Below are 24,546 nucleotides of genomic sequence, written 5' to 3'. Positions count from 1 at the left end.
GGAGTTGATCTTATGCGCTTTTTTACCGTTTGTATCATACTGGGCTCGTTCGTTCTTGTATTTGGTTCGCTCATCACGCTGCTGGTGACGAAGCTGGCGCACAGACAGCTGAAACTTCCCGTTGCCGCGCTTATCGCGGTGTTCATCGGGGCTCTGCCCATCGTAACGTTGTCGGCAGTGGTCAGCTCGAAGTCCTACAAGCCCGACATCACCGCGCTGACCGCACTCGAAACCACACCTGCTGTCAGGGTCACGAGGGTCTCGCACGGGTGGTATTTTGACGGGAGCGGCAGAGAAAAGGCGCTGGTGTTTTATCCCGGGGCGTTCGTGGACGAGAGGTCGTATGCACCGCTGATGCAGCGGCTCGCGAGGGGCGGGATCGACTGCTTTCTGGCAGATATGCCGTTCAACGTCGCCTTCTTCGATACCGACTGCGCCGAACGCTTCATGAGAAATTACAACTACCGCGAGTGGTATATCAGCGGTCACTCGCTGGGCGGAGTCGTGGCTTCGATGTACGGCTCGGAACACTCGGAGGACATCGCGGGGCTGGTGATGCTCGCGTCCTACGCCACTCAGCCTGTTGACAACAGTGTGCCGCTTCTGTCGGTCTACGGCAGCAACGACGAGGTCATCATGTGGAACAACTTCGAGGACTACCGCGCCAACTACCCCGAAAAACACCGCGAGGTCGAGGTTCGCGGCGGCAATCACTCCTATTTCGGCTGCTACGGCGAACAGGAGGGCGACGGCGCCGCCGAGATAACCGCCGAACAGCAGCAGAAAGAGACCGCGAAGGCAATCATCGAATTTGTCTCTTGACATTTTCTGTGAATGTGCTATACTATATGTAGGCAGCATCGTACTACGCTGTACGGTGCTGCCTTTTCGTTACCCATGTTACTTTTGTGTTGCCGGGAAGATTGTAGTTTTATAGTTTGCGCCATGCCAAAAAGACGTTCATGAGTGCAGAAAAGTCGTGAGAGTCTATCTCCACGACCACAACTAACGAACGACATATTAAAAGTCTTTGGAAAGGGGTCTGGGGGAGAACCTTTCTTCAGAAAGGTTTCCCCCAGTAAAAACCCGCAGTCAGCACCACGCCCCCCCGGCACACTTTTGTAAATAGGCAGTTTTCTTTTTTGGACATATGGAGGTTCAGAATGATTATCGACATTTCGCAGGAGGTCTTTTCCTGCAAGGTCTTCCCGGGCGACCCTCAGCCTGTGCGCGAGGTCAAGCTCAGCATTTCCGACGGTGCGGTCTGCAATCTGACGGCCTTTTCGATGTGCGCTCACAACGGCACTCACGTTGACGCGCCCTACCATTTCATCAACGACGGCAAAACCATCGACAGCGTCCCCCTCGACAGCTTTGTGGGCGACTGCTGCGTAGTGAAGCGCTCGGGCGAGATACACGCCGAGGATGCCGAGGACATTCTTTGCGAGGCTAAGGGTGTGGGCGCGGCGGAGCGCATCCTGCTCGCTGGAAAGCTGACGGTCTGTGCCGACGCTGCCGAGGTCTTCGCTGCGGCAGGCGTCAAGCTGCTCGGCAACGAATCGCAGACGGTCGGCCCCGAAGAAGCCCCGATGGAAGTGCATCTTATCCTGCTGGGCGCAGGGGTCGTGCTGCTCGAAGGCATCGTGCTCGACGGGGTCGAGGAGGGGCGCTATACTCTCTGTGCCGCTCCGCTGAATCTCGGCGGCGCGGACGGTTCGCCCTGCCGTGCGATACTTATGAGATGACGCGCCATGAGATTTGAAAAAGCGTCATTGGACGATATCGGCACCCTTACCGAGCTCAGAGCCGCCTATCTGCTGGACGACCACGGCGAGATACCCGAGGAGGAGCTTGGCGTTCTGCGGCTGAGACTGCTCGACTATTTCCGTGCTCACCTCGGCCGCGATATGACCGCGTTCGTTGCCCGCGAGGGTGACGAGATCGCCGCCTGCTGCCTTCTTCTCACCGTCGAGAAGCCGCCCTCCCCTTCGTTCCCGAGGGGGAGAGTCGGCGTGGTGTTCAACGTCTACACCCGCCCCGAATACCGCAGACAGGGCGCCGCACGCAGGCTCATGGAGCTCCTTCTCGACGATGCCGAAGAACAGCAGCTCGACCACGTCGAACTCAAAGCAACAGACGCAGGCTACCACCTCTACCGCTCCCTCGGCTTCGAGGACACCGCCTCGGAATACCACGAAATGAAATTTTTTTTCTAAACCTGTAATATTCCTCCTCCGTTTTACGTCATAATAATCAAAGGGCATCAACCGCCCTGAAAAACACCTTCGGGTTGTGTGACTTGGGGGAGACCCTTTTGAAAAAGGGTCTTCCCCCAAACCCCCTCACTAAAACTTTTAATACTTTTTGGCAAGGGGAGATATTCTTCCAAAGATAGAGTTGGTTGGAAAGATTGTGGTTCTCTTGTTAGATAGTGAGCCCCTTGCCAAAAAGACGTTCATGATTGCAAAAAAATGCGGTGAGAGACTATTTTTCCGAACACATCCGACTTTCAACATCTTAAAAGTCTTTGGAAAAGGGTCTGGGGAAGAACGTTTCTTCTAACCGTGCGAAGCTAAGACGGGTTTCACCAGCTAAACCCGCACTCATGAGGATAAATAGCAAAACCCAAGAAGGGCAAGGAGACAAAAATGGAGGAGATCGTTATGAAAAGAAGATTTATTGCAGGTATGGCAGCGGCGGCGCTGGCGTTTGCGGGATGCGGAAGTGTTGCGGAGACGGCGGAGAGCGCAGGCAAGTCGGCGAGTGGTTCTGTGAGCGCGTCTGAGAGCAGGATATCGGCTGAGGTTTTGAAGGCTGACACTTCGTCGAGCAGCGTCACGGCAGCCAATTCGGACGGGTTCACCAAGGGTGCGGCGAATTTCTCGGCGGAGATGTTCAAGCACGTCATGGCGGAGCAGGGAAGTGAGAACGTGCTGATCTCGCCCGAGTCGGTGCTGATGTGCATGGGCATGGTCGCAAATGGCGCTGAGGGCGAGACTCTCGACGAGCTGACTAAGACCCTCATCGGCGGCGACCTCGACACGCTCAACAGCGGTGCGAAGGAGCTGTTCAAAAATCAGAACGCCCCCGAGCTCAAAGAGCTGTTCAACATGAGCTGCGCGAATTCCGCGTGGATTCAAAACGGTCTGAACGTCGAGCCGAATTATCTCAACACCGTCGCGGACGTTTTCGGCGCGGATACCGTGCTGACCCCGATGGACTCTTCGACCGTGGACGACATCAACATCTGGTGCAGCGACAAGACCAACGGCATGATTGACAAAATGCTGACTCCCGAAAGCATCGACGCCAATACGAGGATGGTGCTTATCAACGCGGTCTGCTTTGAAGCGGAGTGGCAGGAGCAGTACGAGGACTACCAGTGCGAGAACGGCATATTCCGCGCCGCTGACGGCTCCGAGAAGGACGTCACCATGCTCCACAGTACCGAGTCGCAGTACGTAGAGGACGGAAGTGCCACGGGCTTTGTGAAGTACTACGACGGCGGCTATGCGTTCATGGCGGTGCTGCCGAACGAGGGCACCAGCGTTTCCGACTATGCGGCTTCGATGACTGGCGACACGTTGACCTCGCTTTTCGAGAACCGTTCCTACGAATACGATGTTGACTGCAAGCTGCCCGAGTTCACCTACGACTGGGGTTCTGACATCAAGAAAACCCTTGCGGACATGGGCATTAAACGCGCGTTTGACGACAGCGCGGCACAGTTCGGCGGTATGACGAAGGATGCCGATCTGTTTATCAGCAAGGTCATCCACAAGACGCACATCGAGCTTGACCGAAACGGCACAAGAGCCGCGGCAGTCACGGCGGCTTTCGCGGACGAAGCCTGTGCACTGCCCGAGGAGCGCGAGACCAAGCAGGTCTATCTCGACCGCCCGTTTATCTACACGATAATCGACACCCAGAACAACATCCCCGTCTTCATCGGCTGTGTAAACGACATCAGATGAAAAAAGGAGCATATTCAGAAGGTCGCGATTAATAAGTAATTCAGCAGAGACTTCCGATACTAAGTGTCGGAAGTCTCTTTGCGTTTGATCCGACAGGCTGCCAATAGTGGCTAAAATCGGTTTGCGGTGCCGGCTGCGGGTACTCTTGGGGGAGCCCCCCTAACTAAAACTTTTTATACTTTTTGGCTTTTTGGTTGTTATTCCTTACATTGTGCAAGTCGGGATGATTGAGGTTTTATTTTTTACTGCCCCTTGCCCCAAAGACGTTCATGAGATCGTAACGCACCGTTGAGCGTATTCGTAAGATTGAATCTCATGAAATGTAGAGAGTCTATCTTCCCGAACACAAATAACGAACGACATATTAAAAGTCTTTGGAAAGGGGTCTGGGGGAGAACCTTTCTTCAGAAAGGTTTCCCCCAGTAAAACCCGCAGGCAACTTTAATTATGTACGCGAAGTGCTGCTTGGCACGGGCAGCGGACGGGTGAGCAGCTCACATTTTTCGTCCGCGCAAGCCCGCGCCGTATTTGGCCGAAAGAATGCTCATACTCTCCGCGGTGCTGTCCGCACCAAGCAGCACTCCGCCCGGGTCAGCTTCGCGCTTCGAGCATATCCTGCTCCTTGAAAAAGAGCGAGATACACCAGATGGCGCTGATACCTACGAGCACATAGATCACTCGGCTAAGCACAGCCGCCTGTCCGCCGAAAATGAACGCCACAAGATCGAACTGGAAGATGCCAAGCAGCCCCCAGTTTACGCCGCCGATGATCAGCAGCAGTAAAGCTATCCTGTCAAGCACTTTTATCACCTGCCTTACGTTGATGAGCTTATTATGCCCGTCCGACGGCGGTTTATTCGCTGTCACATTTTTCATAAAGCGGCATAAAATGCTATTAAAAGCATTTTTATGTAAAATGAGGTATGTTTATGAACGGTGTACTTTTTGCGGCGCTCGGAACGGGCTTTACTTTTTCGATGACGACTCTTGGCGCGGCGGCTGTGTTCGTGTTCCGAAAGTCCCGACCATCCGACCGACTCAACCGTTGTTCGCTGGGTTTTGCGGCAGGGGTGATGATCGCGGCTTCGGTGTGGAGCCTGCTCATCCCCGCCATCGACAAGGCGGAACAGCTGGGACGGATCGGCTGGGTGCCTGCGGCAGGCGGTTTCTCGCTGGGGGTGGCGTTCCTGATGCTGCTCGATAAGCTGCTGCCTGCGTTTCATGCAGGCGCAGACCGTCCCGAGGGTGTCCGAAAGAGCCTCGGACACACGGCGATGCTCATCTTCGCCATAACCCTTCACAACATCCCCGAGGGGATGGCTGTGGGAGTGGCGTTCGCTCTGGCGGCACGTCAGAACAGCGGCGTTCTGCTGGCGTCTGCGACCGCGCTGGCGATCGGCATGGGGATACAGAACTTCCCCGAAGGCGCGGCGATCTCCCTGCCGCTGGTGCAGTCGGGCATGAAAAAGAGCAGGGCGTTCGTCTGGGGGATGCTGTCGGGTCTGGTCGAGCCTGTGACGGGCATCCTGACCGTGTTCGTGGCAGGCACAGCCGAACAGCTGCTGCCCTGGCTGCTGAGCTTTGCGGCTGGCGCGATGCTCTACGTGGTAGTGGAAGAGCTCATCCCCGAAGCGAAGCTCGCAGGTTCGCACGTCGGGACTTTCGGCACGATGTCGGGATTTCTCATTATGATGATACTCGACGTGGCACTCGGATGAATACAAAAAAACACCCTCATCCCGAAATTGATCGGAATGAGGGATTATTTTTGTACAGCTGGAAGCGGTTCAGTCCTCGTGCATAACTGCAACAGCGACGCCGTTTATCAGCCCTATATACGCTCCGCAGACCGCAAAGTACACCTCACGGCGGATGCCGCAGAGGAGACACACAGTCCCGAAGCCGAGTATGAACACAAGCACGCTCGCAAGCTGCACCGCCGCCTTGTGCGTTCTGAGGAACGTCAGCCTGTCGGCGAGTCGCCCCGTGAATGCGAACCTGCGTTCAGCGAGCAGATACGCAGACTGTACAGCCGCCGTCGGCAGCCCCATCCACAGTATCAGCCCGAAAAGTTCATTCATTAAAGAACTCTTACCTTAACAACGCCGTCGATAGCCTTGATAGCGTCGATGTCAGCAGAACCTGTAACGTCGAGCATGGTGCAGCTCCAGTCCTTCTTGGACTTGTTTACCATGTTCTCGATGTTTGCGCCCTTGTCAGCAACTGCGGTAGTGATCTGCGAGATCAGAGCAGGAACGTTCTTGTGGAGCACGCAAACGAGGGAGTCGCCTGTCTTTGCAAGCTCGATGTTCGGGAAGTTCACGCTGTTGAGGATAGCGCCTTTCTCGATGTAAGCGATGAGCTCGTTAGCAGCCATAACAGCGCAGTTATCCTCGCTCTCCTCAGTGGAAGCACCGAGGTGGGGGATAGCTACAACGCCGTCAACGCCGAGAACTTCGTCGCTCGGGAAGTCAACAACGTATCTTGCGACCTTGCCGCTGCCTAGAGCCTCAACGATAGCAGCACCGTTTACCAGCTCGCCGCGGGCGAAGTTCAGGATGCGAACGCCGTCCTTGCAGAGTGCGAGAGTATCCTTGTTGATGGTATCCTTGGTGTCAGCGTTGAACGGCAGGTGGAGCGAGATGTAGTCGCTCTCAGCGTAGATGTCGTTGATGTTAGCGGTAACCTTTACCTGGGGCTTGAGGTTCAGAGCAGCGTTTACGGACAGGAACGGGTCGTAGCCGATAACGTTCATGCCGAGGGAAATAGCGATGTTAGCGAGCTTGCCGCCGATAGCGCCGAGACCGATAAGACCGAGGGTCTTTCCTGCGATCTCACAGCCTGCGTAGTTGGACTTGCCTTTCTCAACGAGCTTGCCAACTTCGTCGCCCTTGCCCTTGAGGGTCTTAGCCCACTCGATAGCCTCGGGGATCTTTCTGGAAGCGAGGAGCAGACCGCAAACAGCGAGCTCCTTAACAGCGTTAGCGTTAGCACCTGGGGTGTTGAAAACAACGATACCCTGCTCAGCGCACTTGTCAACGGGGATGTTGTTTACGCCTGCGCCTGCTCTTGCGATAGCGAGCAGATCAGCGCCGAACTCCATGTCGTGCATCTTAGCCGAACGAACCATGATTCCGGTAGGGTTCTCTACAGCATCGCCTACAGTGTACTTGCCGTCGAAGATGGAAGTACCGCAGGCAGCGATCTTGTTAAGTGTAAGGATATTATACATTTTACTTCGTACCTTTCTTATAGATTATTCATCAAAATCATTGATGGGTGTGATGACGGGTTTTCCGTCGCGGCCGAGCAGGGGAGTGAGCCCGCCTGCGTAGCCTTCTGCAATAAAGAGGTAGTTGATACCTGTCTCGCGGTCAACATAGATCTCCTTTGCAACAAGACTGCCTTCGCCAAAAACCTTGACAAAGCGTTTGTTATCATTTTTTGCCATATCATTCACCTCAATGATTAACGGGAGTAACGATGGGCTTGCCGTTGGCATCGACCATTACGGAAAGACCCGCACCGGCTCCGCTTCCTCTTGCGTAGAGGTAGTTTACGCCTGTAATAATGTCAACAAGCACTTTGATCTCTTCAAAGTAGTTATCGGTGCCGTTAGATTCGGTAACGATAAAGCGCTTTGCAGCGTCTGCGTTTTTGTTAAAATCAAGCTCCATACAGTCACAGCCTTTCATTAAAAGTTTGGATTATAAGCTCAAAAGAGCAGACAGACGTTTTGCCGCCGCCTGCTCTCATGAGAAAAATTTACAATTGAAAACGAGTCAAGAAAAGATTACGAGTTCTCAGCCTCGAACTTCTTCATGAACTCAACGAGCTTTTCAACGCCCTCGATAGGCATAGCGTTATAGATGGAAGCTCTCATACCGCCAACGGTTCTGTGACCCTTGAGGTTCTCGAAGCCTGCTGCCTTAGCCTCAGCAACGAACTTCTTGTCGAGCTCCTCGTTGCCGGTGATGAAAGGAACGTTCATGAGCGAGCGGTCCTTCTTCTCAACAGTGCCCTTGAAGAGCTTGCTCTCGTCGAGGAAGTCATACAGGATCTTAGCCTTCTTCTCGTTGTGAGCCTTCATGCCCTCAAGACCGCCCATCTTCTTGATCCACTTGAATACCTTGCCGCAGATGTAGATGCCGTAGCAGGGAGGAGTGTTGTAGAGCGAGTCGTTGTCAGCCTGGATCTTCCAGTCGCACATAGTCGGGGTCTGCTTGAATGCAGGGCCGTCAGCGATGAGATCCTCACGAACGATGATGATCTGAACGCCTGCAGGGCCAACGTTCTTCTGAACGCCGCCGTAAACAACGCCGTACTTGGAAACATCAACAGGCTCGGACAGGAAGCAGCTGGAAAGGTCAGCTACGAGCTCGTGACCCTTGGTGTTCGGCAGCTGCCAGAACTTGGTACCGTAGATGGTGTTGTTCTCGCAGATGTAAACGTAGTCTGCATCCTCGGGGATGTCGAGGTCGGAGCAGTCGGGGATATAGGAGAAAGTCTTGTCAGCGGAGGAAGCAACTCTTACTACCTCGCCGTACTTCTCAGCCTCAGCAGCAGCCTTCTTAGCCCACTGACCGGTGATGATGTAAGCAGCCTTGCCGTTCTTCATCAGGTTCATCGGAACCTCAGCGAATACGAGGGAAGCGCCGCCCTGTACGAAGATGACCTTGTAGTTGTCGGGGATGTTCATCAGATCGCGGAGATCCTTCTCTGCGTCCTTGATGATCTCGTCATAAGCCTTGGAGCGATGACTCATCTCCATAACGCTCATGCCGGTGCCCTTGTAATCGAGCATCTCGTCTGCGGCTTCCTTGAGAACTTCCTCGGGAAGTACAGCAGGACCTGCACTGAAATTGTAAACTCTGCCCATTGTAAAAACCTCCATGTATAATTTAACATAGTGTATATTTGATCGGCAATATATATGACCGATAATACCATATTATATTATAATACTTTTCCTCGCTAAAGTCAATACCTTTTCCACAAAAATCTGCAAGTCGGGAAATAAAATTATGCAAAATTGGCAGACGGGGGCTCTGTAGTTATATTTTATGCAGATTTGATGAATTTCGCCCTCGGTTTTGTGCATTTAGAAAAATTTCTAAATAGCTCTTGACAAACGAAATAAAATGTGGTATTATCTATTTAGAGAGAATTCTAAATAGAAATTCCTCAATAATGCGAAAGGAGAGTGAGAATATGGGATTCCCCGAGACTTTCAAGGCGCTGGCTGACCCTGCGCGGCGTGAGATACTCATGATGCTCAGAAACGGCAGGATGTCGGCAGGCGATATTTCCGAGCGGTTCGATATGACGGGCGCTACTGTCTCATACCATCTCAAACAGCTCAAAAAGGCAGAGCTCGTCTACGAAACGAGGGAAAAGAACTTTATATATTACACGCTTAACACCTCGGTATTCGAGGAGATAATGATGTGGGCGGCACAGTTCGCAAACATCTCAGGAGAAAAGGAGGAACAACATGATGAAGAAGATCAGACTGACTAAGCTCGACGTTTCCACCGCCCTGCTGACGCTGGGTTCGGTCATCCCGGGCGCTGCGGTATACGGCAGACTTCCCGAAAAGATTGCTACGCACTTCAACATCAACAATCAGCCCGACGGCTGGTCGGGAAAGGCTTTCGCGGTGTTCGGCATCCCGCTCATCATGACCGCGATGCACCTGCTCGTCTGCCTGCTCTCAAACTCAGATGAGCGTCTCGGACAGTCCCACAAGGTGAACACAGTCGTGCGTTTCATAGTACCCGTAATGGCATTCACGGTCGAGACGATCATGGTACTCTACGCGCTGGGCAGACTGACGAACATCGGTACTGTTACGCTGTGCCTTCTCGCAGTGCTGATGATAGTTCTTGGCAACTATATGCCCAAGTCCCGTCCGAACAAATTCTTCGGGGTAAGAACACCCAAGACCCTCTCTGACGAGGCGGTCTGGAACAAGGTACACAGATTCACGGGATACGTTATGATGATAGCAGGCATCGTTCTGATGATACTTGCACTGATGGATCTGTTTATCCCCGCGCTGATCGTTATGACAGTCGCGATACTGATCCCGCTTATCTACACCGCAGTTATCTGAACAAAAACGACCGCAGAGGAGTGAACTTCTGCGGTCGTTGACTTTATTCTCCGAGAGCCGAGAGGTCTGAGGGTTCGTACCTGTTGTGACCTTTCAGGCTCTTTTTGTATTTCCAGCAGGTTATCGCGTCGGCGAGCAGTCTGCCCTTGTTGTCCGCGAAAAAATCTCGGATGTAGGTGTTGTACTCGAACTGCCTGCCGATGTCTGTTCCGCCGTTCTTTTTCACGGCGAGTATGGCGTGATAAGCCTCAACAGCCTCGGCGTAGGTCTTTCCCGCGTTCGCTTTGAGCCATTTCTGGAACGGCACGTTGAACGAGAACGACCTGCCTATCTGTTCCCTGAAAAAAGCGCGGTGCTTTTCCGAGCAGACGATATTCTCTTCGATGATGCTGTCGGGTGACAGCTCGTGACCGTCCGTGCGCCTGTTTTTTGCGCGGACGGGAGCAGGGGAGAGCACTTCGCCCGTCGCGAGGAAGTGCGCTATCCGTTCGGTGAGTTCGGTCTTGCCGCCCGAAACGGGCAGTCCGTTTTCCCTGCAAAAGGCGGTCAGTTCGTCTTTGAGGTAGTAGTATTCACGGAACGTTTCGGCGCTTAGCCCTTTTCCGAGCTTTGGTCTGTCAGCCATGGTATCACTGCTCACTTATCCATCTTCATCGAAATATCGAACGCCTGAACGGAGTGTGTCAGTGCGCCGAGGGAGATGATGTCAACGCCTGTCTTTGCGATGGCGGCGATGCGTTCCTCGGTCACGTTGCCCGAGGCTTCGAGCTTTGCTCTGCCTGCGGTCATCTTCACGGCTTCGGTCATTTCCTCGATGGACATATTGTCCAGCATGATTATCTCACAACCCACTTCGAGAGCCTCGCGCAGGCTGTCGAGATTATCCACCTCGACCTCTATCTTGACGGTGTGACCCATCTTCTCGCGCAGGGCGTTGACCGCTCCCGTTATGGAACCGTAGGCGTCAAGGTGCGTGTCTTTGAGCATCGCACAGTCGGAGAGGTTGTAGCGGTGATTGCGTCCACCGCCCACCGTTACCGCGTACTTCTGGAAAATGCGCAGACCGGGGAGAGTCTTTCTCGTATCGGCAACAGTCGCGTTCGTGCCCTCGATGAGCTTCACGCACTTGTTTGTTGCCGTAGCGATGCCCGACATATGCTGCAAAATATTCAGCGCCGTGCGTTCGCCCTTGAGCAGGGCACGTGTGTGGGCGGTGATGCGTGCGATGATGTCGCCCTTTTTCACCTGCTCGCCGTCCTTGATAAGCACCTCAAAGGATGCGGTCGGGTCAAGAAGTGTGAACACCCTCAGCGCAATCTCGATGCCGCAGAGCACGCCGTCAGCCTTTGCGACGTAGCGGGCGGTGTTTATCTTGTCCTCGGGGATGAGGTAGTCGGTGGTAACGTCGATGTAGTTGATGTCCTCGGCGAGTGCCAATTTTATCATGTCGTCTATCTGAAATTGCATCAGTCTCATATTTTTTCTCCTTTATTTTCCTGCGGCTCAGTCCCTCTGTCGAATGTCATTTGTATATCAAGAAAAGCAGGGTAGCCGTCATGTTTTTTTAGCCGCTTGTCACGAATGGAATACGCCGCCGCTATGCTGATGTTGAACGCCAGCGGTATTGCAAACCGCAGGTCGAGTATCAGCAGCAGAGCCGAAAAAGCTGCCGCCGCAATATAGTTTTTCTTGACAAGTGCAAGTAGGATGAACGCCGCCGCATACGCAAGCAGTATCCCTGCACCGAGAGCAGGCTTTTCAAAAACCTTTTCGGCTTCTGCGGCAGAGAATACGCCTGTCAGCAAAGGGTCGGTTATGACAAACGCCTCCTCCAGCAGCTTCATACGCTTGCTTTCTGCACGGCATTCGGTCATTTCTCTGTTGTATGCTTCCACCGAGCGGCTGACGCTTTCGGGCGTGTCGGCGTAGATCGTAATGCGTTTTGTACGCTTGGCTTCTGTAAAGCGGTCCATGTGTTATTTATTATTCCTCGTCAATATCGTAGTCCTCGTAAATGCCTTCGATCACATGATCCTCTATCCACTTTGCAAGATCAAGCTCACTCAGCGGAGGGCGGCTTTCGCAGTCGCAGCGGATAAGCCTGCCGTTTTCGTCCGAAACGATGTAGCAGCCGTCACCGATAAGCCAGCCGAGGTTGAGCCAGCCGTCAGGAACACCTTTTACGCCCTCGATGACCTTGATCTTTTCAAGCGGATAGACATTGAAGTTCCAGCAGTGCTCAAAGCCGTTGGACATTCTGAGAAAATCCTTTATCTCATCAGGCAGGCGTTTTCCGTGAGATGTTTCCCATGCGGAAATTTCCTCCTCCGTGGCAGGTGAGTGAAGCCTGTCGGTCAGACCTGCTTTTTCAAGGACGTTTTTAAGTCTATCAAGTATCTCTTTCATATCACATTATTCTTCATCAGGTTTGTCGAAGATAGGCATATTCGGGATGTCGGCACTTTCCGAGCAGATAGCATACGCCTCTTTCAGGATTATGTGCGCACAGGTCGCAAGGCTCCTCGCTTCGACGTAGTCGCGGTCGATGATGAATCTGCCCTCGTCCAGCGTCTTGACTATCTCGCTTACCTCTTCGAGTCCCTTTCCGAGTCCTTCGACGTTCGGGATGACGAAGTAGTCCTCCTGCATGATCTTGCGTATCTTTCTGCGGAAGCCCTCGGGCATCTTCGGTGCGCCCTCATGCAGGTCGAACTCGTATTCCGCGAAGCCTTCGGGAGCGTTCTTTGCCTTCTCGTTGATGTCGCCTGCCGCTCTGCGGGAGAAAACGTGTGCTTCGAGCAGCGAGTTGGACGCAAGACGGTTGTTGCCGTGAACGCCCGTGCAGCTGCATTCACCGCAGGCGTAGAGGTTCTCGATGTCGGTGCGTGCGTAGGTGTCCACCTTGATGCCGCCCATCAGGTAGTGCTGGCAGGGGAATATCGGGATGTAGTCCTTCGTCATGTCGATGCCCTGTGCGAGCAGGTTTTTGTATATCATCGGGAAGCGGCCGCGTATGAAATCGGGGTCCTTGTGGGTGATGTCGAGGAAGAACTCATCGCTGTCCACGCGCTTGCTCTCGAAGATTATCGAGTGGGATACCACATCACGGGGCGCAAGTTCAAGACGCTTGTCGTACAGGTGCATGAAACGTTCGCCCTTGCAGTTTCTGAGGTACGCGCCCTCGCCGCGGACTGCCTCGGAGATGAGGAAGCACTCGCGGGTGTGGCGGTTGTTGAATGCGGTGGGGTGGAACTGGATGTAGCTGAGGTTCTTTATCTCCGCACCCAGTCTGTACGCCATAGCGATGCCGTCGCCCGTAGCGATAGCGGAGTTGGTGGTGTACATATACACTCTTCCGATGCCGCCTGTCGCGAGTATCGAGAAGTGGCAGTTCACCGTCTCGAAGCTGCCGTCAGCCATCTTCACGAGGTAGGAAAAACCCGTTTCGGTCTTGGCCATATCGCAGACAAGAGCGTTCTCCCATATCTCCACGTTGGGCAGAGCCTGAACGGTGCGGAGCAGGGTAGTCTCTATCTCGAAGCCCGTAGCGTCGGCGTGGTGGAAGATGCGGTGTTTGCCGTGACCGCCTTCGAGGGTACGGTGGTAGTCGCCGTCCGCCTGCTTGTCGAATTCAGCGCCCAGCTCGATGAGCTTTCCGATGTCGGTCTGCGCCTCGGTAACGAGAACTTCGGTAGCTTCTGGGTCGTTCTCATAGCCGCCTGCCACGAAAGTGTCGTGCTTGTGGAACTCGGGGGAATCGTCGGGGGAGTTGTACACGCCTGCGATGCCGCCCTGCGCCAGCGCGGAATTGCAGAGAGTGAGCTCACGCTTTGCGATGACGAGCACTTTAAGATCGCGGCTGAGGTTATACGCACCGTACAGACCTGCCGCACCTGCGCCTGCTATAACTACATCATAATTTTTCATAAAAATCATTCCTTTACTTACCGCCGCCGTTATTCGGGCTTCTGGCGGTAATATTTGCTGGGGCGGTGAGCGTCACCCGAGGTCATCTTGTTGGTGTCCTCGATGAGCGGTGCGATCTTGCGCCTGAAGTTCGCCTTATAAAGCGGCTTTCCGAGCAGTATCTCGTATACTCTTTGCAGCTGCGGAAGCGTGAATTCCTCCGGCAGGAATTCAAAGGCTATGCGTGTGTATTCGGTCTTGTTCTTGATGCGTTCCCGACCGTAGGCTATCATCTCGCGGTGGTCGAATGCGATCGGCGTATCGGAGCTCAGCAGTTCCTCAACATCGTAGAGCGCGGTAGCCGAAGTCCGTTCCCCCGCGTTGAGGGTGATGCGTTCCGAATCGACCAGCGAGAGGTACGAGACTGAGATTATCCTGCTTCTGGGGTCGCGTTCAAGGCTTCCCCAGGTGTACAGCTGTTCAAAGTAGATGCCCTTGAGCCCTGCCTCTTCCGCGACGCCGCGCTGTGCGGCCGCGTCGAGCGTTTCGCCCTGTCGGACGAACACTCCCGGTAGGGCGAGCTGACCCTTGAACGGTTCTTCGCCGCGCTGTACGAGCACGAGTTTCAATCGGTCGTCCTTGATCGTGAACACCAGGAGATCGACCGCGATCATCGGCTTTTCAAATCCAGACATTACCAATATCTCCCTCCTTAGTTTCAATGTATTACTTTCTTTAATACTATGATAGTATATCATAGCTACTATGTCAATAGCATTTCGGAATATGTCGATTTATTTCGTATGTATGCACAATAATGTTGCATGATATTGTATGATATGACGACTTAGTTTTAAATCAGAAATAAGTGTGGGCACAAAAAAAGCTCCCGTGCTTTTCACACGGGAGCGGAATGATCTGAGGAAATATCAGATACCAACAACAGGAGCTACAGCGTTACCGCCGTTGAGCTTAACGTTGCGCATTACGTTATCCATCTTTACGAGGAGAGAGGAAACGTTGAGGCAGTCACCGGGGAGGTAGTGGTAAACACTGCCCGAAGCGGTGAGCTGAGTACCGATATTGAATACGTTGTAGTAACCCGACATGGTCTGGAGAACTCTCTCTGCGATACGCTGAGTCTGAGCGTCGGGAACGTCGCTGTTGAAGATGAAGCAGAACTCATTACCGGTGATGTTGTAGATCTCGGCGATGTCGCCATACTCTTCCTTGAGCTTTTCAGCTACGGTAACGAGATACTCGTCGCCGAAGTCGTAACCGTACATATCGTTGATGCTGCGGAAGTTATCAAGGTCGAATACTGCGATATTGAACTGATCCTTCTCAAGTCTGTCGGTAAGATCGTTATCAAGAGCATAACGGTTCTTCATACCTGTAAGGATGTTGGTAAGAGCGATCTCGCCCACCTTCTGACGCTGAGTCTGGAGCTTTGTATCGATCTCTTCGAGCATCTGAGCACGTCTTTCGAGAGCTGCCTGCTGTCTCTTTGTGATAAGAGCAACGAGTACGATACCTGCTTCCGCTACTACCCAAACGATAGTCATGATTACGAGGATCATGAGCCATGTATAGCGGTTGTATTCGATCTGCTGCTGCTGCGACTTCTTACCGAGGTCGATAGAAGCCGAAAGCATTTCGGATGCGTTGGTCTGGAGAGGGTGTACCTCCTGGATGTATGTAGCCTTTACAGTCGAAGCTTCCATAGTGGCGAACTTGTCCTGATAGGTGTACATTTTCGAGTGGTAAGCATCAACGAATGCCATAGCGGCCTTAAAACGTCTGAGCTCCATTTCGGACTCATGGTCGAGCTTGAGGTACTCTTCACGAGCATTGTTGATGTCAACGAACTCCTTACTGATGTCGTTGGTAAGGGTATCGCGGTTACCGATTCCCGACACGAGCATCAGAACGTTACGGTTTACGGAAGCAAGGTTGTCGTTGATGGTCGAAACGTAAGTCATCGAGTTAACGATGTTGTTTCTTACTTTTTCGTTGGTGTTGTACAGTCTGTTAACGAGGAAGATATTGATGAATGTTACGACGAACATAAGGATACCCGCGAATATGTAAACTCGCGCGTTAAAACTGTTATTAGCTGATTTGTTCTTTGCCATTTTCTGCCGACCTCCTTACAGTGCACTTCTCGGGTCAAGCAGAAGCTTAACATCAGTTTCTTCGATGTTCTGCATCGTTACGTATGTCGCACCACTATCGATAGACTCATAAACGTTTTCATCCCTGAGTGCCTTATCAGCGTATCTTACACCGAGGTAGCCCATGTTGTAAGGCGACTGAACGATAAGACCGGAAATAGTACCGTTTTTGAGGTATTCGATCTCGGCGGTATCGGAGTTGAATCCTACAACGAGGATCTTGCCCTTCTTGCCTGCTTCGTTTACGGCGTCGCAGATACCGAGGGTGGAGTTTGTGTTTGTACCGTAAAGAACTACGAGGTCGCTGTTCTTCGAGATAAGCTCGGCAGCCTTCTGCTTAGCTATCTCACGGTCGTTGTCACAGTGAACGGGTTCAGCGATCTTGAGGCCCGATTCCTGAAGGACCTGGCTCTTGAATGCTGCATATTTTGTAGGATCGCCGGAAGGGATACCATTATCGTATGCGTCTGCGAGTGCAGTGTCCTTATATGCCTCCTGGAATGCATCTTCCGACATTGCCTTAACTTTTACGTTCTTCCATGTGTTGAAAAGAACGCTGACAAATTCGGTGTCGAATCCTTCGATACGCTCAAGGGCTGTCGAGGATTTTTCACCGTGTCCGACGATGCCGATAGTGCCGTTCTCGAAATCGGTACGGTTGCTGAGGATGGTCGCGATCTGTCTTGCTGCGATGTTTCCGCAGGAGAGGTTATCCGATGCGATACAGGACAGTCTGTCGTTGAAATCCTTTACGTCGGAGTTGATGGTGATGATCTTGATGCCCTGGCCGGAAGCCTTTTTGAGAGCGGTGTTGAGCTCGGTAGTGCTGTTGGGAGCTACGATGATAGCCTTAACACCCTCGGATATAGCCTGATTGATGAAGCCGATCTGCTCATCGATACTGGACTCCTGTGCAGCGCAGTTATATATGATATCATAACCGATCTCTTCGCCTGCGTCCTCAGCGCCCATTTTTACATAGTCCCAGAACGATACGCCCTGTGCCTTGCAGATAACGGCGATCTTGCCGTTATTTTCTGCCTCTTCTTTCTTGCCGCAGCCGCCGAAAGAGGTAGCTGTTGTCAGTGCAAGAGAGACTGCAAGCATTCTTTTAAGAATGCTGCCTGTTTTTCTGTTCATACATGAACCCTCCTTATTAATTAGAGTCTTTCCGCATATCCCTCAGTTTTATGCAGAACCATAAATAAGACCCATGATCTGCGGAGAAAGCACTCAAAGAGTTCTTGACCGCAGCGACGTACGGATATCCAAACCATTATCCGCACATACTCATAATATAATTTTATCACATTATAATCAAAATTTCAAGTAAGAAGTCTTGTTCAGAATGATGATTTTTTTTGTAAGATTTAACGAATATCTATAGAATAGATACAAAATGGAATATTATTCCAGCTAAAATCGTTGTATTTGGCTATTTTTATGCATTTCAGCCTGTTTATGCTCTGTGACAGCTGTGTGAAAACAGATCCCGATTGTGCTAAAATATTCCAAAAAGCAATTTTAATATGACATTTTTTCAATCAGTACTTGACAATTTTACGAATTGGTGTTATACTATAGTATAAGTAAGTTATTATCGGTCTTTGAACTAAGACCGCATATGCTTTTTTCTGTATTGTAAGAATTTATTTTTTTATGTCAGGAGAGTTGATTATGCAGTGCGAAAACTGCCACGCAGAGCTTCCCGAGGGCGCAGTTTCCTGTCCCGAATGCGGAGCACCGGTTCCTCAGAATGTTGAGGGCTTTGATAATACTATCGAGATCCAGCAGCTCATGAAAAAGATGGTCGATGAGAACGGCGCGGAAGTGCTTACCAACACCGGAAAGCTCGTTGCGTTCGTTAATGATTGTCTGCCTGAATACGATAAAGAACGCAGGCTGCTCGAAAATATGCTCAAGGCAGGTGTCCTCAAGAACATCCTCGATGAGAGCGACCAGAAGATCGCTGTCATGAGAGCCAAGAGCTATATGCTTTCGGAATGTTTCGTTTCCGAGACCGCAGCGGAGTTCGTTCTCCTTGTATTCACTTATATGCTCGGCTGGGTGTACGAGCCTAACATCACAGGTTCCTCCCCCGAGAAGGAGATCGTACAGGTAGAGGAGAAGGAAAAGAAGAAGAAGATCACCGAGCTCGATATCGAGATGAACGTGTTCGTTCCGACTTCTGCCGCCAAGTACAGACTCGCAGGCAATATTGTTATCCCCGACGGTATAACAAAGATCGACAATTTCTGCTTCGACGGCTTCGGTTTCATGAAAACGATAAAGCTGCCGGAGACTTTGCTGTGCATAGGCGATTACGCCTTCACAGGATGTAAGAGACTCAAGGGCGTAGACCTTCCCGAGTCCCTCAAGATAATCAGCCAGGGCGCGTTCAGCCAGTGCGTTAAGCTCCAGGTCATCAAGCTGCCTAAGGGCATCTTCGAGATCGGCGACCACACCTTTGAATTCTGCGAGAGCCTTGAGGTGGTAGAAGTTCCGCCTACGGTCAGCAGTATCGGCGCTCAGGCATTCCTCGGCTGTGAAAAGCTCAGGAGACTGTTCCTCCCCGAAAGCGTAAAGTTCATTGACGAAAACGCTTTCTCGTACTGCCCCGATCTTACGATCCGCTGCTACGAGAACTCTTATGTACACAAATATTGCATGACTCACCGCATCAAGGTCGAGACGGTCGAGACAGGCAAGGCTCTCAGAGGAAAGAAACATCTTGAACTTTGAGACCGCTCTATATTAATATAGTATATTTTTTAGTAAGGTACAGGAAGGATGAATTAAATGATCGAACTGAAGATAGGTCAAGAGATCGAGATGGAATTTGGCGGCAAGGCAAAGGTCATCAAGGCTCTCGGTGCCGGCGGTCAGGGTATCGTTTACCTCGTTGAGTTCAACGGTACCAAATGGGCACTGAAATGGTACGATGTCGATAAGATGAGAAGACCGAAGGAATTTCGCAGGAATATCCAGCAGAATATCACCGACGGCGCTCCCTCGAATAAGTTCCTCTGGCCGAAATATCTCACAAAAGAACGTACTGACGGTGCATTCGGCTACCTCATGGAGCTCAAGCCCGACAGCTTTGATACGTTCGTTGATATTCTCAACACCTATAAGCTCGTTATCGACCCGCTTACGGGCAGAGCTACCAAAAAGGCAGTAAGGTTCTCAAGCCTTTACGCAATGGTGACTACCGTCATCAATATAGTAAACGCTTTCCGTCAGCTCCACAGAGTCGGAAAGTCCTATCAGGACTTGAACGACGGCGGTTTCTTTATCAACACCGATACGGGCGCAGTACTCGTCTGCGACTGCGATAACATCGCTCCCGACGGCTCGAACTTCGGTATCGGCGGTAAGCCGGGCTACATGGCTCCCGAAGTTGTAAGAGGTATCGCTAAGCCTAACGTTCAGACGGATAAGTATTCGCTCGCAGTTGTTCTTTTCAAACTGCTGTTCAGAGGCGACCCGATGGAAGGCGAAAAGGTCGTTAAGGACGTCTGCCTGACAGAGTCCAGCGAGCTCAAGCACTACGGTCAGAACGCCGTGTTCGTGTATGACCCGAACGACGCTTCCAACCGCCCCGTAAGAGGTATCCACGATAACGTGATTAAGTTCTGGAGACTTTACCCCGATTACATCAGAGAGGCTTTCATCACCTCCTTTACTTCGGGTATCTCTGATCCTAATAAGCGTATAATCGAGAATGAGTGGCAGAAACTGTTCATAAGACTTCGCTCCGAGATAATCATGTGCGGCTGCGGCAGAACAAACTTCACCTCGATGTACGAGAAGCCGAATGAAAAGACTTACCGCTGCCCCAGATGCGGCATGGAATTCGCAACACTGGGCTTCAATAACCGCGAGTACAGGATGCCGCTGTATGTGGGCTGCCGCTTCTATGAATGCGAGATCGACCCCAACTCGGATGACTTCCTGAACATCGCAGGAGAGCTTGTTGAGAATAAGCTCAAGCCCGGAGTTCTGGGAATAAAGAACTGCTCGGACAAGTCCTGGAGGGCTAAGATGCCTAACGGTCAGATGGCGGATATCGCCCCCGGTAAGGGCTTCCCGATCTGGCAGGGACTCGAGATAGAGTTCGGCGGCGGAGTAGTCGCAAAGATTTAAAGACCGCAAATGGTTTTAATAGAAAGGGAGTATCTAACTTATGAGTAACGAAAATACAAAGGGCTTCGACAGTATGCTCGATTTTGATGATGATGACCCCCTGAACGCTACCGGTGTTTCGAGAAAAAGTCTTGTAATCTTTTTCATGATCGATACTTCGGGAAGCATGAAGGGTAAGAAAATGGGTGAGCTCAACACCGTTATGGAAGAGCTTATCCCCGAGATCAGAAGAGTTGGTGAGGCTGATACCGATGTTAAGATCGCAGTTCTGACCTTCTCCACAGGCGTTTCGTGGATGTACTCCGCTCCTATCTCCATCGAGGAGTTCGAGTGGGCAAGGCTCCGCGCTGACGGCGTTACCAGCATGGGCGCTGCTTTCAAGGAGCTTTCGGCAAGAATGTCGAGAAACGGCTTCCTGAACTCGCCTTCGCTTTCCTTCGCACCTGTTATCTTCCTTATGACAGACGGTTATCCTTCCGATGACTATAAGGCAGGACTCAAGGCTCTTCAGTCCAACAGCTGGTATAAGTACGCTCTGAAGGCTGCACTCGGTATCGGTAACGAGGCTAACGACGATATGCTCGCTGAATTCACAGGCGCTAAGGATACCGTTGTTCACGCTTACTCGGGTGGACAGCTCGCTCAGATGATCAAGATCGTAGCAGTAACCGCATCTCAGATCGGTTCCAAGTCTATGACTCTCTCTGATGAGACTAACACGGAGCTTAACGAGGAGGACGTATTCGCTGCTAAGCAGAAGATGCTCGGTCAGCAGATACAGGAGCTTGTAAGTCAGGACGACTCCGCCGATGTCGGCTTCGATACGGGCTGGTAAACAGACCGTTATCCGAAGATTTAGGGAGGTAAAAGGAATATGTACACCGGTTTCAGCCGTTCCGTAATGGGCGCAAGCCATGAAGCCAAAGGTACCGTGTGCCAGGACAGTTCGGCATATAAGGTCGGAAACGGCTTTGCTGTATGCGTTGTGGCAGACGGACACGGAAGCAAAAAACATTTCCGCAGCAATATCGGCTCGAAGTCGGCGGTAGAAGCTACTATCGAGACTATCGAAAGGTTCTATGCCGACCCTGCTGCGTTCGAGGCTGAGTTTCCCGAGCATCACAAGAGAATAATCAGGAATATCGAAAAGCAGATCATAACGACCTGGAACCAGAAGGTCAATAAGCATCACGAGGAAAATCCCGTGACCCCCGAGGAAAGAAGCAAGTTCACTGACGAGGAGTTCGAGAAGATACCCGTCGAATCCTACTACGGTACCACGCTTATCGCGGCTATCGCAGGAAACGGCTACATCTTCGGTATACAGATCGGTGACGGAAGCCTCGTGGCAGTGCTTGACAGCGGTGAGACAATGCTCCCGATGGAGTATGAGGAGTCTAACCCCGCTAACATCACTTCTTCGATGTGTAATACCAACGCGGCAAAAATGTTCGAGAGCTTCTATATCGAGAACAAGAAACTGCTCGCGCTGTTCGCATCGACCGACGGTCTTTATACATCGTTCGGAAGTGAATACGATTTCCTTGATTATCACACGATACTTACAAGCCAGCTTGTGAATCTCAAGGAATTCGAGCCTGCGATCGAGAGAAATCTCGTAAAACGTTCGCACTTCGGTACTGAGGATGATATCTCACTCTCGTGCGTGTGCGACTCTGAGCTTATTGCAGCTCAGCTTGAAACTTTACAACAGAAGATAGCTGATAATAAGGAACACGCTCAGGCAAGAAAAGCAAGACGTATCCGCAGGAATACCTGATCGGGTATGCTTATAAATTTTTAGGACATATTTTTGTTGATAGGGAGAGGTTTTTATGGAAACTAAAAAGAAGCAAAATACTTATTTGATCTTGATCGTGGGAGCGCTTATCTACATCCTGCTGATCGCGTTCAACGCAAGAAGCACTGCAAGCGCTGCCCGCGGAGCTGCTCAGGCGGGCGAAGGTGCTCCTGAAACAAGCGTTTCACAGACTGAGGAAGATCAGGGCGACGCTCCTGCAAAACAGGGCGGTCCCAAAACTAACGGTCTGAACGGTGTTATCGGACAGATACAGGTCGTTGTGGCTGTTTCGCTCGTACTTCTTTGCAAGAAACTCGGATTCCTGACCGTATCGGTACTCTGCGGCACAAACGCATTGTTCGTGCTGTTTACACAGGTGCTCAGCGGTAAGAACCCGGGAGCATTGCCGGGCGTTGTGGTTTCGGCACTGTCAATAGTCATCTGTTTCATCATCTACTTCTACGTAAGCAGAACCGAGAAGATGACCGCTGAACTTACCGAGAGCTACCAGCAGGCTATTGAGCAGACCCGCATTATCGAGGAGAAGGATGAGACTCTCAAGTTCCTCGCTTACTACGACAGACTTACTCAGATGCCTAACAGACAGTCCTACATGGACGAGCTCGACGGACGCATCAACAGCAACTCCAGCTGTACAGTTATCTACTGCGATATCGATGATTTCAAGCAGATCAACGATAACTTTGGTCACAATATCGGTGACGAACTGCTTATCAAGTATTCCGAGAAGCTTCAGGAATACTGCGGAAGTGAGATCTTTGCCGCAAAGATAGGCGGAGATGAATTCGGCTTTATCCTCGGCGCAGGTTACAACGGCGAGGACATTATAAATGTAGTGAACGGAATCGCTAACATTTTTGGTACACAGGTAGATATCCGAGGCGACGTTTTCGCACTTACTGCGAGCTACGGCGCTGCGACCTTTCCGAACGATTCGAGAAGCTCCGAGGATCTTTTCCGCTGTGCTGAGACCGCGATGTTCACTGCGAAAGCACAGGGCAAGCGTCAGCTCTGTTTCTACCAGAGATATTCTGGATGACGCAAAAATCCATGAAAGGAAATTCGGTGTAAATTATGGAAATCAATTCTTTGTACACTACCGCGATGGAGTACGCACAGAAAATCAAGGACGAAAAGCCTGCATTTCTGGTTGATTCCGACGCCTACCTCTGCCTGATCGTTACTGACAGCGACAAGCTCGTTGCAGGGGTTTCGGGTATCAGAGTCGTAGACGGAAATGTAGAAACTGTTGCAGCTGATTTTCAGTCTATCGCTTCACTGATTTTTGAGTTCAGAGCTGTTGCCAAGCAGATGATCGTTATCTCGTTTGACGATTTCAGCATCGTTCAGCCAGGAACTCAGGCAATCGAACTTCTCGTTCAGTCTAACGCACTTAACAGCGAGTGCGAGATCGCAACTGCTTCTGATTCCGCTGTAAAGGCAGGCGAGCTGAGAGATCAGAACGCTACCGCCGTTGCGGACGCAAATGAGTTCAGCGGCGAAGACGACTTTATGAGCGGTTTCGATGATGACGGTTCGGCAGCAGCTGCACCTGCTTCCGAGGAGGCTCCCGCAGATGATGCTGCGGCTGCACCTCAGGTAGGCGGTTCGGTAGAGTTCGCTAACGGCTTCACCGTTGACGAGTCCAACCCGTTCTATGAGCCCCCCGCATCCGATCAGCCCCAGTCTAACGTTCAGACCATCAACAACGGCGGTCAGGGTCAGCAGGGTGTAAATGTTATGTATAATCAGCCTCAGGACGCTGTTCAGCAGGGTGCCGCAGGCTTCAATCCTTACGGTCAGCAGCAGGGCTATCCTCAGCAGCAGGGCGGCTTCCAGCAGGGTTATCCCCAGCAGGGCGGCTATCCTCAGCAGGGCGGCTATCCCCAGCAGGGTTACCCGCAGCAGGGCTATCCTCAGCAGGGCTATCCTCAGCAGGGCTACCCCCAGCAGGGCGGCTATCAGCAGCAGGGTTACCCGCAGCAGGGCTATCCTCAGCAGGGCTATCCTCAGCAGGGTTACCCCCAGCAGGGCGGCTATCAGCAGCAGGGTTATCCCCAGCAGCAGGGCTACCCGATGGGCGGCGGAGCAGCTCCTTACACCGGAGCTCACACTCAGAGCGCTTATCACACCTCCGTTCAGGCAGGCGGCGTTTTCCAGCAGAGCCAGCAGTTCTCTCAGAGCGTGAGCGCGAGTGTTCCAGGCGGCGCTGCATTCAAGAGAAGACTTGCTTCCTTCGTTGATGACGATGACGATAATACTTCGCAGATGATCGAAGAAGAGCTTCACGGCGGTGCTCCTTCTAAGGCTGACCTGCTCAAGCAGGCTAAGCAGGCTAAGAAGGTCTCGAAGAACAATTCCGCGTTCAGAAAGAGATAATCACATCGGATTTCAGACTGCGCAGTCAAT

General features: G+C 51.8%; 27 protein-coding genes. 13 read left to right on the top strand and 14 right to left on the bottom strand.

The features are described from left to right. Positions 1–12: 12 nt before the first annotated feature. The 4 genes from BT142_RS10910 (at position 13) to BT142_RS10895 (ending at position 3,974) form a co-directional block, all read left to right on the top strand. Positions 13–822, top strand: coding sequence for an alpha/beta hydrolase (locus tag BT142_RS10910; protein WP_084659434.1), 810 nt, complete (start codon positions 13–15; stop codon positions 820–822). A 341-nt stretch (positions 823–1,163) separates the two neighbouring features. After that, entirely contained in the window at positions 1,164–1,745 is a 582-nt protein-coding gene (locus tag BT142_RS10905; RefSeq protein WP_072418226.1) for a cyclase family protein, read from the top strand. Between the two features lie 6 nt (positions 1,746–1,751). Beyond that, the gene (locus BT142_RS10900) at positions 1,752–2,216 is read left to right on the top strand and encodes a GNAT family N-acetyltransferase (protein ID WP_072418225.1); all 465 of its coding nucleotides are present in this window, start codon (positions 1,752–1,754) and stop codon (positions 2,214–2,216) included. A gap of 447 nt (positions 2,217–2,663) precedes the next feature. Then, positions 2,664–3,974 carry a serpin family protein gene (locus BT142_RS10895; RefSeq protein WP_175444930.1) on the top strand — a complete coding sequence of 437 codons (1,311 nt, stop codon included), beginning with the start codon at positions 2,664–2,666 and terminating at the stop codon, positions 3,972–3,974. A gap of 591 nt (positions 3,975–4,565) precedes the next feature. On the opposite strand, the gene BT142_RS10890 is transcribed toward BT142_RS10895, so the two are convergent. After that, positions 4,566–4,850 (bottom strand): DUF378 domain-containing protein, encoded by a 285-nt coding sequence (locus BT142_RS10890; protein ID WP_347497660.1) that lies wholly within the window; start codon positions 4,848–4,850, stop codon positions 4,566–4,568. 53 nt (positions 4,851–4,903) lie between these two features. Between BT142_RS10890 and BT142_RS10885 the strand changes: the two genes are divergently transcribed. After that, positions 4,904–5,692 (top strand): ZIP family metal transporter, encoded by a 789-nt coding sequence (locus BT142_RS10885; protein WP_072418223.1) that lies wholly within the window; start codon positions 4,904–4,906, stop codon positions 5,690–5,692. Between the two features lie 69 nt (positions 5,693–5,761). Here the strand turns inward: BT142_RS10885 and BT142_RS10880 are convergent, their stop codons facing one another. The 5 genes from BT142_RS10880 to serC all read right to left on the bottom strand — a co-directional run bounded on the left by BT142_RS10880 (position 5,762) and on the right by serC (position 8,853). Further along, the gene (locus BT142_RS10880) at positions 5,762–6,055 is read right to left on the bottom strand and encodes a hypothetical protein (RefSeq protein WP_072418222.1); all 294 of its coding nucleotides are present in this window, start codon (positions 6,053–6,055) and stop codon (positions 5,762–5,764) included. Next, complete coding sequence (locus BT142_RS10875) at positions 6,055–7,206, bottom strand: 3-phosphoglycerate dehydrogenase family protein (protein WP_072418221.1); 1,152 nt, start codon at positions 7,204–7,206, stop codon at positions 6,055–6,057. Before BT142_RS10875 ends, BT142_RS10880 begins: the two co-directional genes overlap by 1 nt. A 24-nt stretch (positions 7,207–7,230) precedes the next feature. Further along, positions 7,231–7,425, bottom strand: a complete 195-nt coding sequence (locus tag BT142_RS10870; RefSeq protein WP_072418220.1) for a DUF6440 family protein — start codon at positions 7,423–7,425, stop codon at positions 7,231–7,233. Positions 7,426–7,435: 10 nt separating this feature from the next. Further along, entirely contained in the window at positions 7,436–7,651 is a 216-nt protein-coding gene (locus BT142_RS10865; RefSeq protein ID WP_072418219.1) for a DUF6440 family protein, read from the bottom strand. A 116-nt stretch (positions 7,652–7,767) separates the two neighbouring features. Further along, on the bottom strand, positions 7,768–8,853 hold the full coding sequence (serC, locus tag BT142_RS10860) for a 3-phosphoserine/phosphohydroxythreonine transaminase (RefSeq protein ID WP_072418218.1): 1,086 nt from the start codon (positions 8,851–8,853) through the stop codon (positions 7,768–7,770). A 332-nt stretch (positions 8,854–9,185) separates the two neighbouring features. Between serC and BT142_RS10855 the strand changes: the two genes are divergently transcribed. Both BT142_RS10855 and BT142_RS10850 read left to right on the top strand, forming a co-directional pair. Then, on the top strand, positions 9,186–9,494 hold the full coding sequence (locus BT142_RS10855; protein ID WP_072418217.1) for an autorepressor SdpR family transcription factor: 309 nt from the start codon (positions 9,186–9,188) through the stop codon (positions 9,492–9,494). Beyond that, positions 9,469–10,089 (top strand): SdpI family protein, encoded by a 621-nt coding sequence (locus BT142_RS10850; protein ID WP_072418216.1) that lies wholly within the window; start codon positions 9,469–9,471, stop codon positions 10,087–10,089. The genes BT142_RS10855 and BT142_RS10850 overlap by 26 nt, the downstream gene beginning before the upstream one ends. A 43-nt stretch (positions 10,090–10,132) precedes the next feature. Here the strand turns inward: BT142_RS10850 and BT142_RS10845 are convergent, their stop codons facing one another. The 8 genes from BT142_RS10845 to BT142_RS10810 all read right to left on the bottom strand — a co-directional run bounded on the left by BT142_RS10845 (position 10,133) and on the right by BT142_RS10810 (position 17,309). Beyond that, a complete protein-coding gene (locus tag BT142_RS10845; protein ID WP_072418215.1) occupies positions 10,133–10,714 on the bottom strand; it encodes a DUF6434 domain-containing protein in 582 nt (193 codons plus the stop codon). 11 nt (positions 10,715–10,725) lie between these two features. Then, a complete protein-coding gene (gene nadC, locus BT142_RS10840) occupies positions 10,726–11,565 on the bottom strand; it encodes a carboxylating nicotinate-nucleotide diphosphorylase (RefSeq protein WP_072418214.1) in 840 nt (279 codons plus the stop codon). Continuing rightward, on the bottom strand, positions 11,562–12,062 hold the full coding sequence (locus BT142_RS10835) for a hypothetical protein (protein WP_072418213.1): 501 nt from the start codon (positions 12,060–12,062) through the stop codon (positions 11,562–11,564). Before BT142_RS10835 ends, nadC begins: the two co-directional genes overlap by 4 nt. A 10-nt stretch (positions 12,063–12,072) precedes the next feature. After that, on the bottom strand, positions 12,073–12,495 hold the full coding sequence (locus BT142_RS10830; protein WP_072418212.1) for an SMI1/KNR4 family protein: 423 nt from the start codon (positions 12,493–12,495) through the stop codon (positions 12,073–12,075). Positions 12,496–12,501: 6 nt separating this feature from the next. After that, positions 12,502–14,016 carry an L-aspartate oxidase gene (locus BT142_RS10825; protein ID WP_072418211.1) on the bottom strand — a complete coding sequence of 505 codons (1,515 nt, stop codon included), beginning with the start codon at positions 14,014–14,016 and terminating at the stop codon, positions 12,502–12,504. 29 nt (positions 14,017–14,045) lie between these two features. Beyond that, a complete protein-coding gene (locus BT142_RS10820) occupies positions 14,046–14,690 on the bottom strand; it encodes an NUDIX hydrolase (RefSeq protein WP_072418210.1) in 645 nt (214 codons plus the stop codon). Between the two features lie 234 nt (positions 14,691–14,924). Beyond that, on the bottom strand, positions 14,925–16,130 hold the full coding sequence (locus BT142_RS10815; RefSeq protein ID WP_072418209.1) for a GGDEF domain-containing protein: 1,206 nt from the start codon (positions 16,128–16,130) through the stop codon (positions 14,925–14,927). Between the two features lie 15 nt (positions 16,131–16,145). Beyond that, complete coding sequence (locus BT142_RS10810) at positions 16,146–17,309, bottom strand: substrate-binding domain-containing protein (RefSeq protein WP_072418208.1); 1,164 nt, start codon at positions 17,307–17,309, stop codon at positions 16,146–16,148. A gap of 537 nt (positions 17,310–17,846) precedes the next feature. Between BT142_RS10810 and BT142_RS10805 the strand changes: the two genes are divergently transcribed. Genes BT142_RS10805 through BT142_RS19100 form a run of 6 tightly spaced genes read left to right on the top strand, consistent with a single transcriptional unit; the run spans position 17,847 to position 24,516 of the window. Further along, the gene (locus BT142_RS10805) at positions 17,847–18,911 is read left to right on the top strand and encodes a leucine-rich repeat protein (protein WP_072418207.1); all 1,065 of its coding nucleotides are present in this window, start codon (positions 17,847–17,849) and stop codon (positions 18,909–18,911) included. A gap of 57 nt (positions 18,912–18,968) precedes the next feature. Further along, a complete protein-coding gene (locus tag BT142_RS10800) occupies positions 18,969–20,315 on the top strand; it encodes a protein kinase (RefSeq protein WP_072418206.1) in 1,347 nt (448 codons plus the stop codon). A gap of 40 nt (positions 20,316–20,355) precedes the next feature. Further along, a complete protein-coding gene (locus tag BT142_RS10795; RefSeq protein ID WP_072418205.1) occupies positions 20,356–21,150 on the top strand; it encodes a vWA domain-containing protein in 795 nt (264 codons plus the stop codon). A 39-nt stretch (positions 21,151–21,189) separates the two neighbouring features. Next, positions 21,190–22,095, top strand: coding sequence for a PP2C family serine/threonine-protein phosphatase (locus BT142_RS10790; protein ID WP_072418204.1), 906 nt, complete (start codon positions 21,190–21,192; stop codon positions 22,093–22,095). 55 nt (positions 22,096–22,150) lie between these two features. Continuing rightward, positions 22,151–23,176 carry a GGDEF domain-containing protein gene (locus BT142_RS10785; RefSeq protein ID WP_072418203.1) on the top strand — a complete coding sequence of 342 codons (1,026 nt, stop codon included), beginning with the start codon at positions 22,151–22,153 and terminating at the stop codon, positions 23,174–23,176. A gap of 35 nt (positions 23,177–23,211) precedes the next feature. Next, positions 23,212–24,516 carry a hypothetical protein gene (locus tag BT142_RS19100; protein ID WP_175444929.1) on the top strand — a complete coding sequence of 435 codons (1,305 nt, stop codon included), beginning with the start codon at positions 23,212–23,214 and terminating at the stop codon, positions 24,514–24,516. Positions 24,517–24,546 lie beyond the last annotated feature (30 nt).

It is taken from the genome of Ruminococcus sp. YE71, from assembly GCF_900119155.1.
Classification (GTDB): Bacteria; Bacillota; Clostridia; order Oscillospirales; family Ruminococcaceae; genus YE71.
The sequence above is the reverse complement of the archived record's forward strand: the minus strand, read 5'-3'. Positions and strand labels throughout refer to the sequence as shown.